Here is a 15082-nt window from a genome sequence, read left to right on the forward strand (position 1 = left end):
TCAAAGGTACAAAATATTTATGAAAAAAATGCATAAATTTTAAATTTTAACACTAAATAAGATTTCTCTCTTTCCGGTCATTAAGGTCAAGGTCATTAAGGTCATTAAGGGTTTCGGGGGGAACGGAATATATATATAATATAATATTAAATAATTTTAATATTATATTATAAGAAAAGAGAGCGAGCGAAAAGTGCTTAATGACCTTAATGACCTTGACCTTAATGACCGCTTTTTCACGTTTCTTCGGCTACCTTCAAAGCGTATTTTCCTGTTTTGCAATGTTTCTGCAATAAAGTTCTGATAGAAAACGATAGAAAGTATTATCTATCAACTACTTACGTCATTTTCAGCATAGAAAGTTAGGGTGAAAGCTTGCATTCTGCCCGAAAATGTTGTATCTTTGCACCGGCAATCGAAAGAACAGCCTTTTGTGCCTTGCTCGGGTCTTCTATTAAGACCAACACGGGTTATAAAAGATGGCAGGCGCCGGTCATCAATGAAGACCCCGAAAACGGCAGGAACGGGGCGTTCTGGGGAGTTGCAAAACAAAGGACTCTAAACATACTACAAACGACTATGATTAATTACAGCATCGTAATGCGTAGCGTGAACGCAAATCTTCTGGAAATCAACCAGGCGAAGTCACGCATCAACCAGGCAAAGAAGGAGGGTACACCCCCTGACCCAAAGGACCTGAAACTCGTGAAGACTGAGAAGCAGAACGCTTTCGCCATCTCACAGTACACCGATATCATGACCATCGAGAAGTTTGCCAAGCACATCACTTCACATGGTAGTGTTTATTCGAGAGCCGACATCAGCGCCATCCTCTACATCGCCGTAGACTGCATGCGTGAGATGTTGCTTGAGGGTAAGAAGATTCGTCTGGGTGACCTCGGTGATTTCTCTCTCCTTCTCACCTCAAAGGGTGCCGAGGATGCCGACAAGTTCACCGCACAGAACATCACCGGCGTGAAGGTTCAGTGGGAGCCTGGTCAGGAGTTCAAGAACCTTCGCGATGACGCCGAGTTCAACCTCGTAGCCAGCCGCAGTGCTCAGGCAGCCGTTATCAAGGCAATCAAGGAGGGTAAGACCAACGTTGACCTCAACGCCCCAACCACTCCGGATAATACGCCAGGCGGTTCTACCCCAGGTGGTTCAAACACCGGTCAGACCGGCAGCGATGGCCAAGGCTCAGAATCAGGCGGCGGTACTGGCGAAACTGGCGACGGCCTTGAATAGCCCAAGGATAGACTGGCTAGGGTGCTAGCCCCTAGCCCAGCCTATCCGCCCCCAAAAAGTAAACATGAAACACTAAACTTTAAACATTAAAAAGATGAAAGCGAACACTTGGAAAACAATTCTGCAGGTAGCCATCAGCATTCTGACCGCTATCGCTACTACGCTCGGAGTAACGAGCTGCATGGGATAAAAACAAAATCGACCGCTCACCTCAATATGAGGAGAGCGGCCGTTTTCGTTCTACCGAGAATTCCGGTCATGAAGGGTCAAAGTCATTAAGGGTCATTTTCAATCCCCCTAAAGGGTCCGGTCATTAAGGTCACGGTCATTTTCGGTCATTAAGGATTTTTGGGGGCAAAATGCGAATACACTGGTAACTAACAGAATGCCATTCGACACGTATAACTTAAGTGCCGAATTACGTATTTCCAAGGGTGTCATGAAGGGGCAGTGTCTTTTTATGAGCTTAAGCCAATAGCGTCCGCAGTACGGACGCTATTGGTTCTCTATATAATGTAGAGCCTCAACTAAAGCATTAAATTAATACATTTCTTTGAATCAAAAGACTCAGATTCTCCATGATTTACATACCCAAGCTGATTCGAAACACATTGAGTATTTCCTATTATCCTGTCTATGTTACGATGAGAATGGCCATAAATCCAATAATCTATTCGGCTATAAGCAATGAAGTTCCCCAGCTCTGCTGTGAAAGCACCGTTTATCGGACTTCCCTTAAAATCCGGAGACACCAGTTGAAATGATGGAACATGATGCGTTGCCACAACAATATGCTTTGCCTGGCTTTCACTAACAGCCTTTTCGATGAAAGCGCGGCACTTAGCATGCTCTTGATTAAACCGTTCACTGTTTATCACAACGCCACAATCCTTAATACGGTAGAAATCATTTACTCTGCGCTCGGTTGAAAAAGCATCCTGCGGCTCTATATATCCCCATAGTGTAGAAACGATGAGGTCTGTATCATCTGAAAGATGTATTACAGCATTATAATAGCATTTGATATTGTGCCGAATTTCCATGCACCATCCATCATAAAGTTGCCCCAAGTCATAACCCAAATAAAACTCATGATTACCTGGTATTACTATTACTTCCTTGAAATTCTCTGAAGCCCAATCCCAGAATGGATGCTTGACAAAACCTTCATCACCTAAATAGCCAGTATCTCCAGCCAACACCAGGATGTCAGCAACAGGCTGAAGAGGATGAGTCTCCAAATACAGGGTATTCTCCATGAATTCCAGATGCAAATCTGAAGCATATTGTATCTTAACCATAACTACAACATTGATTTCTTAAGTTGTTCTATAATCTGCAGGCTTGTAACATTGCCAAGACCTGCAGACTTGATGAAATCGGCATTTGGCAAATCCTGCATGATAGCATCACAAAAGTCACTAACATCTGTTTTTAATATGTCGGGCAGTTCATATCTACTTGCTGGAGTAAGCATTGCTGCAAGACGAAAGACATCTTTCTTATGCTTTGCAATATGCTTGCTATCAACACTTTCACCTTTAGCTTTTCTTTGACTTAAATCCAAGAAAGCCTTGCTTTTCAAACAGATAAGACTCTCGATATTGGCGATATGCACGCCATCTTCCTGCAAGCTATGTTCTATCGTGAAACGATATTTCACTTATCAATCGTTCTAACTCTATTTGTATTCGCTCATCTTCATTGTCTTTCAATGACAGATAAAGCGAGAGCTTATCAACCACTCCTTCAGTACTTAATATTTTTGGGTTATACTTCCATACTTGGATTTCATTTTCTCCGAACTGCTTGTCGGTTACGATGGCCAGAGTTTTCAGCTCTTTCCTTGTAACAGCCCAACTCTGCCTTGATTCTACATTAAGCATCGTGTAGGAAGCCAGTGCATTCACTCCACTTATCTGTTGTCCTTCAAGTATAGCATCCGTATAGTAAAGCTGCTCTATCGGAGAAACCAACATTGGCAATGCTTTATTCCAAAGTTCCCTATTGCTTATATCAATTTGCACCGTCTTGGTCTTTGTTCCTTCCAACTTAATCAGATCTTTGGAAACAAGCCAGCGCAATGATTTGTTTGCTGTCGCATAAGAAACGCCAAACTTATCGCTCAGTCCATAACCTGTTGCCCCAACAATGGATTCAATCTGCAAATGATAAAGCAACAAACATTGGGCAAAGGGAGGAATGGTTTCTTTCAAATCCAAGCCAACCTTCCTGTCTGGCTGGATGTCAAGCAAAAGAGATGGCAGGAACATTTGCCTGTTGGGGATAACAAAGTTAACTTTTTGTGCCACCAATCTAACCTTATTATAAGATGAAATGCATGGAGTGATTAATACGACGACGAGCTGTGTCTGTCGACCTATAATATCCAATTGTTTCTTCAACTGGGCAGGTGGCACAGAGTCACCATCCTTTAGGTAAGCCATCAAAATGAGCTGCCCCAAAATACATCCTTTATAAAAAGAGAACCTGGAAGAAACATTCATAGGGATTCTTTCCAACAAATCTTTATCTGCTGATTCCAAAGCTACTTTTTCGCCCAACATGTTGCCGAAATATGCAGCTATTTCAGCTATATAATATTTAATATTGCACATAATAACACCACTAATATTACGTGCAAAAATAATGATTATATTCTGAATATCAAAACTTTCTATAGAACAAATAAGATTTTTTAAGATAATTATGGGGGAGTTTACTCATCACGAGCAAACTCCCCTTGGTGTATATGTGTACATATATTCATGAATCCGGTCATTAAGGATTTCAGATTATCAAAATATCCCTCTATCTTATAAAATAAGGTTAAATCAAGTTCGCCCTGCCAACAAAATCCATCCATATAATCACTTTTCTGAATATTTTTTGTATTTTTGCAGATATATTGCCTAATATGGGAGTTGAGCATGGCTTATCCTCCTAGATTACAGGCGCATCATTATCAAATGATTAGAGCATGAAGAAGATATTATTCCTACACGGATTCTTCGCCACGGGCAGCTGTCCGATGGCAAGAGCCTTGAAAGAGGCGTTTGAGGGGACGGCGGTGGTGCTGACTCCCGACCTCCCTTTGCACCCCAAGGAGGCACTGAAGGAGATTCGCTCCATCATCGACCGGGAACAGCCCGACTTGCTTCTGGGCAACAGCTGCGGCTCTTTCCTCGCCCAGATGCTGGCTCCGGTGGTGGGCATTCCTGCCCTGCTCGGCAATCCGTATTTCATGATGACGGAGTTTCTGAAGGAGCGCATCGGCGAGCATGAATACAAGGCTCCGAGAAGGGACGGAAATCAGCGGCTGGTGATTGACGAGGCGCTGATAGAGGAGTTTGCGGAGTTGGAAGCCGTGCAGTTTGACCATTGCAACCCCTATTATAAGGATCGTGTGTGGGGACTTTTTGGTGAGCAGGACACCCTGGCTCACTTCTCTCCTCTCTTCCTGGAGCATTACAATCAAGCCTTCCACTTCCCCGGCGGTCATACGCCTACTGAGCAGGAGGTGAAGACATGGTACGCTCCCCTTGCCCAGAAAATGCTGATGGAGTTTTCGGCAAAGGAAGAAAGATATTTCCAGCACTTTAAGGGCGGTAAATACAAGTTCATCCATTCTGCCTTCGACTCCGAAACTCAGGAGCGCATGGTGGTTTACCAGGCTCTCTATGGAGACCAACCCTATTGGGTAAGACCGGAAGATATGTTCTTCGGGAAAGTTACGAGGGACGGAAGAACTTTTAATCGTTTCACGGAGATAGACAGGTAATTATATAATAAGTGTTGCTATAATATTAGCAACGAGAAAATACGCTGAAAAATGGCAAAGAAATTTGAAATAAGAAATAGTACCGCTGAATTTCTTATCTTCATGGCTGAGGGTAAGGAGCAAGGCATTCAAGTGCTATATAAGAAAGAAACAATATGGGCAACACAAAAGGCAATGGCAACGCTTTTTGACTGCTCTGCTGACAACATAGGATTGCATCTGAAGAACATATTCGATGATAAGGAATTGGACAAGAATGCAACTACCGAGAAAATCTCGGTAGTTCAACAGGAAGGAACGAGAGAGGTACGACGCAACACTTTGTTCTACAATCTTGATGCTATCATTTCAGTAGGCTATCGCGTCAACTCCCGCCGAGCCACTCAGTTCCGCCAATGGTGCACTTATGTTCTCCGACAGTATGCTATCCGTGGCTATGTGATTGACAAGAAGCGTATGGAAAATGGCTCATTCATCGGCGTGGACTATTTCGAACAACTCTTGGAGGAGATTCGAGAGATTCGTCTATCGGAACGCAATTTCTATCAGAAACTGACCGACATCTACGCCACAGCCATAGACTACAACCGTGATGCTCCAACCACACGCGAGTTCTTCAAGAAGGTACAGAACAAGATGCATTATGCTGTTCATGGACATACTGCCGCAGAACTGATAGTGGATCGTGCTGATGCAGAAAAAGAGCACATGGGGCTCACTACATGGGCAAAGGCTCCTAATGGGAAAATCATAAAGTCCGACGTAAGTATAGCCAAGAACTATCTGAAAGAAAATGAGTTGCAAGCTCTTGGACGATTGGTGAATGCCTATCTTGATATGGCAAAGGATATGGCAGAGCGCCATATTCCTATGACTATGGAGGATTGGGCTAAACGCATCGACAAATTCCTCGATGCAACCGACAGAGAAATTCTGCAAGACGCAGGACACATTACTGCCGAGTATGCAAAGGAATATGCCGAAAGCGAGTTTGAGAAATATAGAGTGATACAGGACCGTCTGTTTCGTTCTGATTTCGACAAGTTTGACGGCGAAGACCCACAATTACCTTTGGATATTGAATAGAAGTTATGTCATCAGAGAAAATAGGAAAATGAGCATGAAACAGATAGAAACTCTCGTTTTTGATTATGGAGGTGTCATCGTGAATATTGATGATGCCTCTGTTGTGAAAGCCATGGAGAGCCTGGGCGTTACGGCGTTCAAGCGGCTAATCCATGTCCGCAAAATCAAGAGACTGATGCACCAATATATTAATGGTCTGGTGGCGGAAGCAGAAACATTGAAAGAGATGCTAAGCCTTTGCCGCAAAGGAACCTCAACTGAGGATATTGAGAAAGTCCTGGAAGAGTTGTGTGGCAATCTGCCCGTGGAAAGACTGGAGGCATTGGTCAAGCTTCGGAAGCGGTATAAGGTCTATCTGCTCAGCAACATCAACGACACGCTTTGGCAGAAATCAATCAGTCTGATGAATCAGCTGGGATATTCCACAGACGAACTGTTTGATGAAGTGTTCCTCTCATACGCCATGCGGAAAGAGAAGCCATCCGTCGAAATATATGAAGAGATGACGCAGCAGACAGGATTGAATCCTGCCACCACCCTCTATTTTGATGACCGTAAAGAGAATGCCGAAGCAGGCAGAAACTTCGGTTTCCAAAGCGTACTGGTAAAGACCAATCATCTGGAAGAGCATCAGGAATGGCAAGAAATTAACAAGAATATAAAAGAATAATCTTATGCGCATAATAGGAAACTTACTTTGGTGGCTCTTCGGAGGTCTCGAAGCAGCCATCGGTTATTTCACCGGAAGTCTGGCTCTTGCATGTACTATCATCGGCATTCCGTTTGCGATACAGACATTCAAGATTGGTCTGCTCTGCCTATGGCCTTTTGGTTCTACAGTAAGAGAAACGAATAGTCCAACTGGTTGCATTCGCATTCCGCTGAATTTACTCTGGCTGATTTTCGGGGGATTGTGGGCTTGCATCATGCATCTGTTCTTCGGCTTTCTCTTATGTATAACGATCATCGGCATTCCTTGGGGTAAACAGCATTTCAAGATGGCCGGGCTTTCACTCGCACCATTCGGTAAGGATATGGAGTTGGGATTTTAAAGTAAAAACCCATTGCGCAGATGACGTATTTGCACATAAAAATAACAATATAAAGAACGAAGCATATGAAAAGTTTTTCACCAAAGCCGTGGTTTGCACCACAGCCTGTGCTGATTATCGGCACATATAATAAGGAAGGAGTTGCCAACGCAATGAATGCAGCCTGGGCAGGACAGTGGGACATGAAGGAGATTATGATCTCAATGGGAAATCACGTCACCACAGACAACCTGAAGCTTGGCGGCGAGTTTACCGTTGCCTTCGCTACCAAGAAAACCATGGTGGCTTCTGATTTCGTGGGCATTGTTTCTGCCAAGAACGACCCGAAGAAGATGGAGAAGACTGGATGGAGCATCGAGAAGGCGACTATGGTCAACGCTCCTGTGTTCACCGATTTCCCGATGACCCTGGAGTGCCGCATCAAGGAGAAGTATGACGAAAGCGAAACCGGCTATTATCTCGTTGCCGAAATCGTCAATATTCTTGTGGATGAAAAGTATCTGGCAGAAGACGGAAATCCAGACATGGAGAAGATGGAACTGATTGTCTTCGACCCTATTCATCACGGCTATATCCAGCTGGGCGAGAAAGTCGGAAACGCATTCTCTGACGGCAAGGCTTTGAAATAATAGTCAAAAACAGAACAGGAAAGCAAACAAAAGTTCGTTTTCTATTCCAGTTTTTACTATTTTTGCACCATAATAATGGATTTAGAACATATAGGTAACAAATGCGGTTTCTCTGCCACCGGAATGCTGAACAGATGCAGCCAGCTTGTGGGTGGCGACAAGGATATGGTTAAAGTATTTAAGTACAAAGGATTAAAAAATGAGAAAGAAATCAAGAGAAATGGATAGTGAGTGGGCATTGGAAGTAATGCACAAGGCTCCGTATATAACTGTCAGTTTTATTGACGAAGACGGCAAGCCTTATGGTTTACCCCTGTCACTCGCATCAGATGATGATGTGAATTGGTATTTTCATGGTGCCTTGGAAGGCAAGAAGTTGGAGGCAATCAAGGCTCATCCAGAGGTCTGCCTTTCAGCCATAACCCGTTGTGCGCCTACGGTTGGTCCGAAGGACGGCAGTTTCACCCTGCAGTTCAAATCAGCCATTGCATTCGGCAAGGCTGAAATCGTGACCGAGGATGCAGAGAAAATTCATGGTCTTAGACTAATCTGTGAGCGTTTCCTTCCTCAACACATGGATGCTTTCGACCAGAGCATCGCCCGTTCCCTATCACGCACGGCTGTTGTTCGCATCACGCTTACTGAGCCACCAACCGGCAAGCGCAAGCAATATGATAAGGAAGGCGTGGAAATGAAATATGGCAGAATGGAATAAATGAACTTTAAAACATATTGATTATGAAGAAGATAAAGTTAAGCAATGGCGTGGAAATGCCACAATTAGGATATGGTGTTTATCAGGTGGAACCTGATGAGTGTGAGCGTTGTGTGGTGGATGCTCTCAGCGTGGGCTATAGGATGATAGATACTGCGCAGGCTTATCTCAACGAGGAAGCCGTGGGCAACGCATGGAAGAAAAGCGGCGTGAATCGTGATGAGATTTTCCTCGTTTCCAAGGTCTGGCCTTCCAACTATGGCGATGGACAGACCATGAAGAGCATCGACGAGAGTCTGCGCAAACTGCAGACCGACTACATCGACCTGATGCTCCTCCACCAGCCTTACTGCGACCGCTACGGTGCCTATCGTGACTTGGAAAAAGCTTACAAGGCAGGAAAGATTCGTGCCATCGGAGTGAGCAACTTCTTCCCTGATCACCTTATAGACCTGGCTTCCAACATGGAGATTGCACCGATGGTGAACCAGATGGAGACGCACGTGTTCAACCAGCAGCACGAGACCCGAAAATTCATGAATGAGTTTGGCACCAAGCTCATGGCATGGGCTCCGTTGGCAGAAGGTCAGAACGGACTGTTCACCAACCCTACCCTCACCCAGATTGGCGAGAAATACGGCAAGACTGCCGCACAAGTAGCCTTGCGCTGGCTGTTGCAGAGCGATGTAATCATCATCCCGAAGACTGTTCATAAGGAACGAATGCAGGAGAATCAGAATCTCTTCGACTTCGAACTTGATGCTGAGGACATGCAGAAGATTGCTGCGCTCGACACCGCCCATAGTCTCTTCCTCGACCATCATAGCGGAGAAACAACCAAGCAGTTTATGGAGTGGAGAGCTGTGGTGAAACCTACAGAATAATGTGACAATCACTCTAACTAAGGCTCAATATAAAACAAAGAATTTATGACTTCATTTCAAGAAAGACTGTTCGCCATGCAGGATAAGCAGTATGCTGCTTTCCAAGCCAAACTGACACCGGGAGTGCCTGTGGAGAGTTTCATAGGCATTCGTGTTCCTGTGCTCCGCAAGTTCGCAAAAGAGTTTACAAAGGAGAAAGAATGCGAGGAATTCCTTCATCAGCTTCCTCACGAAAACTACGATGAGAACATGCTTCACGGACTCCTCATTTCCGAGGTAAAGGACTACGAGGAATGCATTCGTCTAACAGACAGTTTCCTGCCATTCGTGGACAACTGGGCAGTTTGCGACATCATGTCTCCGAAGGTGTTTGCCAAACACAAGAAGGAGCTATTGGCAAAAATCAAGGCTTGGAGTAAATCATCACATGTCTATACTTGTCGCTTTGGAATAGAGGCGCTTATGTCTCATTACCTGGATAAAGACTTCAAGGCAAAATATCTTGAAATTCCTGCATCAGTAAGGAGCGAAGAGTATTACGTAAAGATGATGGTTGCCTGGTTCTTTGCCACCGCCCTTGCCAAGCAATGGGACGCAACGATTCCCTACATCGAGCAAAACCGTCTTGCTCCCTGGACGCACAACAAGACCATCCAGAAAGCAATCGAGAGCTACAGAATCTCGCCTGAGCAGAAGGTTTATCTGCGGACATTGAAGATAAAATAAAAGGAAGAATATAGAAAACGAATAACCATACATTGGAGAAAGAGCCTTTCCATTATCCCGTACAAAACTACCACACTCAGCAACATTTGTGGTACTTTTGTACCAAAATTAGGAGAACAATTATGGAAACAAAGAATTCATTCATATCATCTGCAAGCGTCAAAGTACAAGGACGAACAGCTTACTACAAGATGCTGGAAGCCGTTCGTCAAGGTGAACTGATTCAGGTTTGCCGTGGCGTATATGCTAACATAGACCAATTGTCAGCATGTATGGTTGATATAGAGTCTATTGTTCCAAACGGCATTCTCTGCCTTTGGTCTGCCTGGAATATCCAGGCAGCTTACGTCATCCATGCCTCAGGCTTATCATGTCGCCATCAAAAGGGATAGAAAAGTAAAAGTTCCTTCATTCCCAAAGATAGAGCTCCATCACTATACTTCCAACATTCTTGAAATCGGCGTGATGGAGAAAGTCATAGATGGATTTAAGGTAAAGGTATATGATGTAGAACGATGCGTATGCGATGCAGTAAAGTTCCGCAATAAGGTGGGCATTGATGTCTGTTCTGAAATCATCGATAACTATCTTTCCAGACCAGGAAGAAATATCAGTAAACTAATGGATTATGCCCGACAATTGCGTGTTGGCAACATCCTGGGAAATTATCTACAAATGAAACTTTAAGTAAAGAATAATTATGACACAAGATACTTCTACATATTACGTTTGGATAGGTGGTTCATGTGATTATGGCCATAAAGAGCGAGCTGGTGGTGCTGCCGTTGTGATTGAGCATAACGGCAATATCATCAGCCGTGATGTAATCAGCGACCTTCACACTACAGAGTTCCGCATGATGTTAACCCTCATGGTTAAGGTAATGCAGGAAATCCCGGAAGGTTCCGACATTCTCTTCCTGACCAACGCTGCCTATATTCAGAACTTTGATAAGACTCCAACATCAAAGTCGGCAAATCCGGACTTGATAGTTCAATGCATCGAGGAAAAGAAAAGGCACAACTCAGTTGGGGTCAAGATTGTGCAATATCACAAGAGTCCATTGCTGATAAAGACCCACGATAGGGCTACAGAAGCAATGGCTAAGACAAGGAAGGAGTTTCATCAGAAAAATAAATGAATGTTTAGGGGCGTTTCCGGTCATTAAGGTCAAGGTCATTAAGGTCATTAAGGATTTCTGGTTATTCAAGATGCCATCAACAACCCTCTAGCATATAAATAAGGTTAAATCAAGTTCGTCCTGCAAACAAAATTCATTCATTAAATCACTTTTCTGAATATTTTTTGTATTTTTGCAGATATATAGTGCCAATATGGGGTTGAACTTGGCTTATCCCATAGATTCAGGCGCATATCTATCAAATGATTAGAGCATGAAGGAACAATAAAGAATACAAAATAAACGGAATACAGAATATGGCATATTCAGACAATAATACATATAGACATATTCACTTCGCCGTTATGGCAATAGAGAGTGGAGCACGTAAATTGGGCATTTCCGGAAAGGAGATGCACGACCGCCTGCTGAAGCAGGGACTGATTCATCGTAGGCTGATTAAACGGTATGAAGACCTTCATACACAAAGCCTTGACTGGGTGGCAGACGACATTAGTGAAACTTTATTAAACTGGGAGAAAGAAGTATGATAACACTATATCATGGCTCTTATATACAAGTTGGTAAACCACTTGTAAAATTAGGAAGAAAGAAGGTGGACTTTGGGCAAGGTTTCTACCTTACCAAATTGCGCCAACAGGCTTCCTCATGGGCAAAAACTATTGCAGAGAGAAAAGGACGCAACGCCCTACCGACTTTATCTATATATTCATTTGATTATGACGCAGTAAAGAATAAGGATTATCGCATTAAAATCTTCGACAGTTACAACCTTGAATGGCTGGAATATGTTGTAGATTGCCGCAAAGGAGGTACAAAGCAAACCATGTATGACATCGTGGAAGGTGGTGTTGCCAACGATAATGTCATTGATACAGTAGAAGACTACGAGAACAATGTCATTACAGCCGAGCAAGCCCTAGGACAATTGAAATACAAGGCTGTAAATCATCAACTCTGCATATTGAACCAAGAGATTGTTGACAACTATCTGTCGTTTATTTCGTCAGAACAAATAGAAAAGGAGGATTGACTATGAGGGATTCTGTATTATGGCGCAAACAAAGCCGAATAATAATGATGCTGGCAGAAACTCTGCATATTGATGCAGAAAGGGCACTCAACTTGTTTTACACTACTAAGGTGTACCAGCAACTGTCTGACCCGAAATATGGTTTACAGCTTATGAGCGATGATTATATTCTTGAAAACCTCATAGAAGAACTGAGGGAAACCCAATAACTTCAAAAATGGAGGCTTAATGTAAGAAGTTACGGAGAATATGAATTATCTCCGTAACTTTTTACATTTTCATCTTATATGTTTTGAGAGCATTTCACTCCAAAACATACCGTATTAGAAGTCACATGTATCCGGGTCTGAACCTATTCTGTCTGCCTTCAGCGATGCGATTTCAAACATTTCCTGCTGAGAGAGTTCAAAATCGAATACATCGATATTTTCCTTGATTCGGCTTGGAGTAACCGACTTTGCCAGTGGCAGCACGCCTGTCTGCATCACCCAACGGATAACTACCTGAGCCACGCTCTTGCCATGGCTGGCAGCAATTGACTTCAAGAGAGGATTATCCAAGACATTACCTCTTCCCAATGGACTCCATGCTTCCACAAGAATATTGTTCTTCTTGCAGAACTCAACACACTCCTTCTGGGTGAATCCAGGATGATACTCTATCTGGTCAACCATTGGACAGATGTTTGCCTTCGCCATTACTGGCTCTGCATGATGCTGCATGAAGTTGGAAAGACCGATGCTGCGATCAAGCCCTCTTCATGCAGACGCTCCATCGCTTTCCAAGTATCTACATTCAGCTGATTTGCATCCTTGCCAAACTGCAACTCGTTGGCTGGCCAATGGATGAGGTAGAGGTCGAGATAATCGAGACCTAAATCGCTCAAAGTCTTGTCAAACGCCTTCAAGGTCTTGTCGTAACCACGCTCCGTGTTCCAAACCTTGCTGGTAACAAAGAGATTCTCACGCTTGATTCCACTTTCCTTGATTCCCTCGCCCACGCTCTTCTCATTTTTATAGATAGCAGCAGTGTCGATGTGGGTGTAGCCTGCAGCGATGGCAGCTTTCACAGCTTCAACGCAGGTTGCTCCATCAGGAGTAAGAAACGTTCCGAAACCCGGTGTAGGAATCTTCACTCCATTATTCAATAATATTTCCTTTTCCATAATTAAACTAATCTTTTAAATTTCAACTATTCTTTTGACGGTGCAAAGTTACAGCTTTTTTCGCATAGCAGAGTTCTGTATATTTGCATTATCATAGAGTATCTTTTCAATTTTAGCCATCACTTAGCAGTCCCGTAAATTTCCCTGCGATATTCTGCAGGAGTAAGATGGATGGTGCGCAACCATTCAAAGTAGTACCATTCCGTAAAACCCTCACAATAGATTTTGACGGTATATTCATGCGGTCTCTTTTCCATGTTAACCTCCTATCTTATTCGTCAATAAATATACTGCCCAACTGAGGCTTCGCTCCCAACTTACCAGCTCTGTAAGCATTGAGGATGGACACTTCCTTATGGAGACCGAAATCTTTGGCACGATAAATCTCTGTCGCTCCCGATTCGTTTTTGCTGGCAAAATACACCATATCCCTGCGGATAAAATCCTCGTCAAGAAGCATAAGACTATGAGTAGAGAATATCAATTGTGCCCGGTCTGAATTTACAAGGAATGTCTTGATAATATGGGTGAACAGGTCGTAATGCAGCGAGTTCTCCAACTCGTCACACAGCAATGTCTGATTGTTTTTGATAAGTGTAAATAACAATGCCGACAAACCGTACATACGGTTGGTACCTTCCGATTCCACCATGTTAGAAAGACTTCCCGTATAGAAAGGAGTCTTGTGGGTGAAGAACAATTCTTCTGTAGATATGATCTTGTCCTGTGGTTCCGAGATATGTAAGATTTTTGCTAACTTTCTGAACTTCTCCATAGCTTCCTCAGAAACCTCACCTTTTTCTTCCTTGATGTATATGTCAGAAATGTTGAAATCAGCATTTTCAAGCATCTCGCAGATAAACTTCTTGCTGTCAGCATCCAATCTTACCACATCGTTAGCTAACTGTCCAAGATTATCATTCTTGCTGAGCAAAGGCATGAACTCGCTTTCAAAATAATTGAAGACTTTGTCAAGTTCAACATTCTTTTCAACGTTTGCATTCTTATAGGTTGTGAGTACCGTAGCATTGGAAATGCAATTTGACTCTATGAATAGTTTCTGTGTTGCAGACAACTTCAGCAATGGTCCAAAAGAAATTGAAGAATTGCTCTTGTCCTCATTCCAGGTACGCTCATAAAAGAGCGCACGGCGGTTATTGGGATAGAAGTACAGTTCTTCCTTATAAATCTTTTGGTTGTTCAAGACAACGGAATATTCATATCTGACATCACCAATATAGAAAATCAATTCAAATGATGAGTTTCGGTTTCGGCTATCCTCATCCATCATGAATGGTGTCAGTCCTGTGCCTGTACCAGGTTTCTTGGAACGACTTGCAACCAAATAAAAAATGAACCAAGCCAAAGCTTTGAGGATGTTGCTCTTGCCAGATGCGTTTGGTCCGTAAACAACACCCAATTTGGAAATGCGAACACCTTTTATTTTAACAACAGCGTAGTCTTCATACGTTTTGTCAGCAGAAGCCGTAAAATCCAGCGTCTGCTCTTCTCTTATAGAAAGGAAATTCTTTACTTTAAATTGTAATATCATATCTTTCGTGCTTAAATTCGTAATTCTTTTGCAAAAATACAAAGAAAAGATGAAACATACGGTTTTTCAGCAT

General features: G+C 43.2%; 19 protein-coding genes and 2 pseudogenes. 16 read left to right on the forward strand and 5 right to left on the reverse strand.

Going from position 1 to position 15082, the window contains the following annotated elements; all coding sequences use genetic code 11:
- Positions 1 to 579 precede the first annotated feature (579 nt).
- Both KUA48_RS01580 and KUA48_RS01585 read left to right on the forward strand, forming a co-directional pair.
- Positions 580 to 1245, forward strand: a complete 666-nt coding sequence (locus KUA48_RS01580) for a DNA-binding protein (protein ID WP_218433767.1) — start codon at positions 580 to 582, stop codon at positions 1243 to 1245.
- A 94-nt stretch (positions 1246 to 1339) separates the two neighbouring features.
- The gene (locus KUA48_RS01585; protein WP_153073226.1) at positions 1340 to 1435 is read left to right on the forward strand and encodes a smalltalk protein; all 96 of its coding nucleotides are present in this window, start codon (positions 1340 to 1342) and stop codon (positions 1433 to 1435) included.
- 337 nt (positions 1436 to 1772) lie between these two features.
- Here the strand turns inward: KUA48_RS01585 and KUA48_RS01590 are convergent, their stop codons facing one another.
- The 3 genes from KUA48_RS01590 to KUA48_RS01600 are packed head-to-tail and all read right to left on the reverse strand — an operon-like array spanning position 1773 to position 3863.
- The gene (locus tag KUA48_RS01590) at positions 1773 to 2546 is read right to left on the reverse strand and encodes a metallophosphoesterase (RefSeq protein WP_153080090.1); all 774 of its coding nucleotides are present in this window, start codon (positions 2544 to 2546) and stop codon (positions 1773 to 1775) included.
- 2 nt (positions 2547 to 2548) lie between these two features.
- Positions 2549 to 2908, reverse strand: coding sequence for a hypothetical protein (locus KUA48_RS01595; RefSeq protein ID WP_194252384.1), 360 nt, complete (start codon positions 2906 to 2908; stop codon positions 2549 to 2551).
- Positions 2880 to 3863 carry a hypothetical protein gene (locus KUA48_RS01600; protein ID WP_218433769.1) on the reverse strand — a complete coding sequence of 328 codons (984 nt, stop codon included), beginning with the start codon at positions 3861 to 3863 and terminating at the stop codon, positions 2880 to 2882. Before KUA48_RS01600 ends, KUA48_RS01595 begins: the two co-directional genes overlap by 29 nt.
- A gap of 362 nt (positions 3864 to 4225) precedes the next feature.
- Between KUA48_RS01600 and KUA48_RS01605 the strand changes: the two genes are divergently transcribed.
- From KUA48_RS01605 to KUA48_RS01670, 14 genes and pseudogenes are all read left to right on the forward strand, one after another.
- A complete protein-coding gene (locus KUA48_RS01605; protein WP_334649357.1) occupies positions 4226 to 5026 on the forward strand; it encodes a YqiA/YcfP family alpha/beta fold hydrolase in 801 nt (266 codons plus the stop codon).
- Between the two features lie 51 nt (positions 5027 to 5077).
- On the forward strand, positions 5078 to 6112 hold the full coding sequence (locus KUA48_RS01610) for a virulence RhuM family protein (protein ID WP_153079808.1): 1035 nt from the start codon (positions 5078 to 5080) through the stop codon (positions 6110 to 6112).
- 34 nt (positions 6113 to 6146) lie between these two features.
- Positions 6147 to 6782, forward strand: a complete 636-nt coding sequence (locus KUA48_RS01615; protein ID WP_217756571.1) for an HAD-IA family hydrolase — start codon at positions 6147 to 6149, stop codon at positions 6780 to 6782.
- A gap of 4 nt (positions 6783 to 6786) precedes the next feature.
- Positions 6787 to 7164: a YccF domain-containing protein gene (locus tag KUA48_RS01620; RefSeq protein ID WP_217756572.1), complete on the forward strand. Its 378-nt coding sequence runs from the start codon at positions 6787 to 6789 to the stop codon at positions 7162 to 7164.
- 65 nt (positions 7165 to 7229) lie between these two features.
- Entirely contained in the window at positions 7230 to 7793 is a 564-nt protein-coding gene (locus tag KUA48_RS01625) for a flavin reductase family protein (RefSeq protein ID WP_153079805.1), read from the forward strand.
- 75 nt (positions 7794 to 7868) lie between these two features.
- A complete protein-coding gene (locus KUA48_RS01630; RefSeq protein WP_218433605.1) occupies positions 7869 to 8021 on the forward strand; it encodes a hypothetical protein in 153 nt (50 codons plus the stop codon).
- Positions 7993 to 8508 (forward strand): pyridoxamine 5'-phosphate oxidase family protein, encoded by a 516-nt coding sequence (locus KUA48_RS01635; RefSeq protein WP_218433589.1) that lies wholly within the window; start codon positions 7993 to 7995, stop codon positions 8506 to 8508. The genes KUA48_RS01630 and KUA48_RS01635 overlap by 29 nt, the downstream gene beginning before the upstream one ends.
- Before the next feature lie 23 nt (positions 8509 to 8531).
- The gene (locus KUA48_RS01640) at positions 8532 to 9392 is read left to right on the forward strand and encodes an aldo/keto reductase (RefSeq protein WP_215652670.1); all 861 of its coding nucleotides are present in this window, start codon (positions 8532 to 8534) and stop codon (positions 9390 to 9392) included.
- A 45-nt stretch (positions 9393 to 9437) separates the two neighbouring features.
- Positions 9438 to 10118 (forward strand): DNA alkylation repair protein, encoded by a 681-nt coding sequence (locus tag KUA48_RS01645; RefSeq protein WP_218433592.1) that lies wholly within the window; start codon positions 9438 to 9440, stop codon positions 10116 to 10118.
- Positions 10119 to 10240: 122 nt separating this feature from the next.
- A pseudogene (locus KUA48_RS01650) lies at positions 10241 to 10805 on the forward strand (hypothetical protein).
- Between the two features lie 13 nt (positions 10806 to 10818).
- A complete protein-coding gene (locus KUA48_RS01655) occupies positions 10819 to 11259 on the forward strand; it encodes a ribonuclease H (RefSeq protein ID WP_215652672.1) in 441 nt (146 codons plus the stop codon).
- Between the two features lie 296 nt (positions 11260 to 11555).
- The gene (locus tag KUA48_RS01660) at positions 11556 to 11789 is read left to right on the forward strand and encodes a DUF3791 domain-containing protein (protein ID WP_118141129.1); all 234 of its coding nucleotides are present in this window, start codon (positions 11556 to 11558) and stop codon (positions 11787 to 11789) included.
- Entirely contained in the window at positions 11786 to 12292 is a 507-nt protein-coding gene (locus tag KUA48_RS01665; RefSeq protein ID WP_118141131.1) for a DUF3990 domain-containing protein, read from the forward strand. Before KUA48_RS01660 ends, KUA48_RS01665 begins: the two co-directional genes overlap by 4 nt.
- A gap of 44 nt (positions 12293 to 12336) precedes the next feature.
- Positions 12337 to 12501, forward strand: coding sequence for a DUF3791 domain-containing protein (locus KUA48_RS01670; protein WP_252190672.1), 165 nt, complete (start codon positions 12337 to 12339; stop codon positions 12499 to 12501).
- Positions 12502 to 12615: 114 nt separating this feature from the next.
- Here the strand turns inward: KUA48_RS01670 and KUA48_RS01675 are convergent.
- Both KUA48_RS01675 and KUA48_RS01680 read right to left on the reverse strand, forming a co-directional pair.
- A pseudogene (locus KUA48_RS01675) lies at positions 12616 to 13457 on the reverse strand (aldo/keto reductase).
- Positions 13458 to 13728: 271 nt separating this feature from the next.
- On the reverse strand, positions 13729 to 15009 hold the full coding sequence (locus KUA48_RS01680; RefSeq protein WP_217756576.1) for an ATP/GTP-binding protein: 1281 nt from the start codon (positions 15007 to 15009) through the stop codon (positions 13729 to 13731).
- Positions 15010 to 15082: the final 73 nt, after the last annotated feature.

This window comes from Segatella copri, from assembly GCF_019249795.2.
GTDB lineage: Bacteria > Bacteroidota > Bacteroidia > Bacteroidales > Bacteroidaceae > Prevotella > Prevotella copri_B.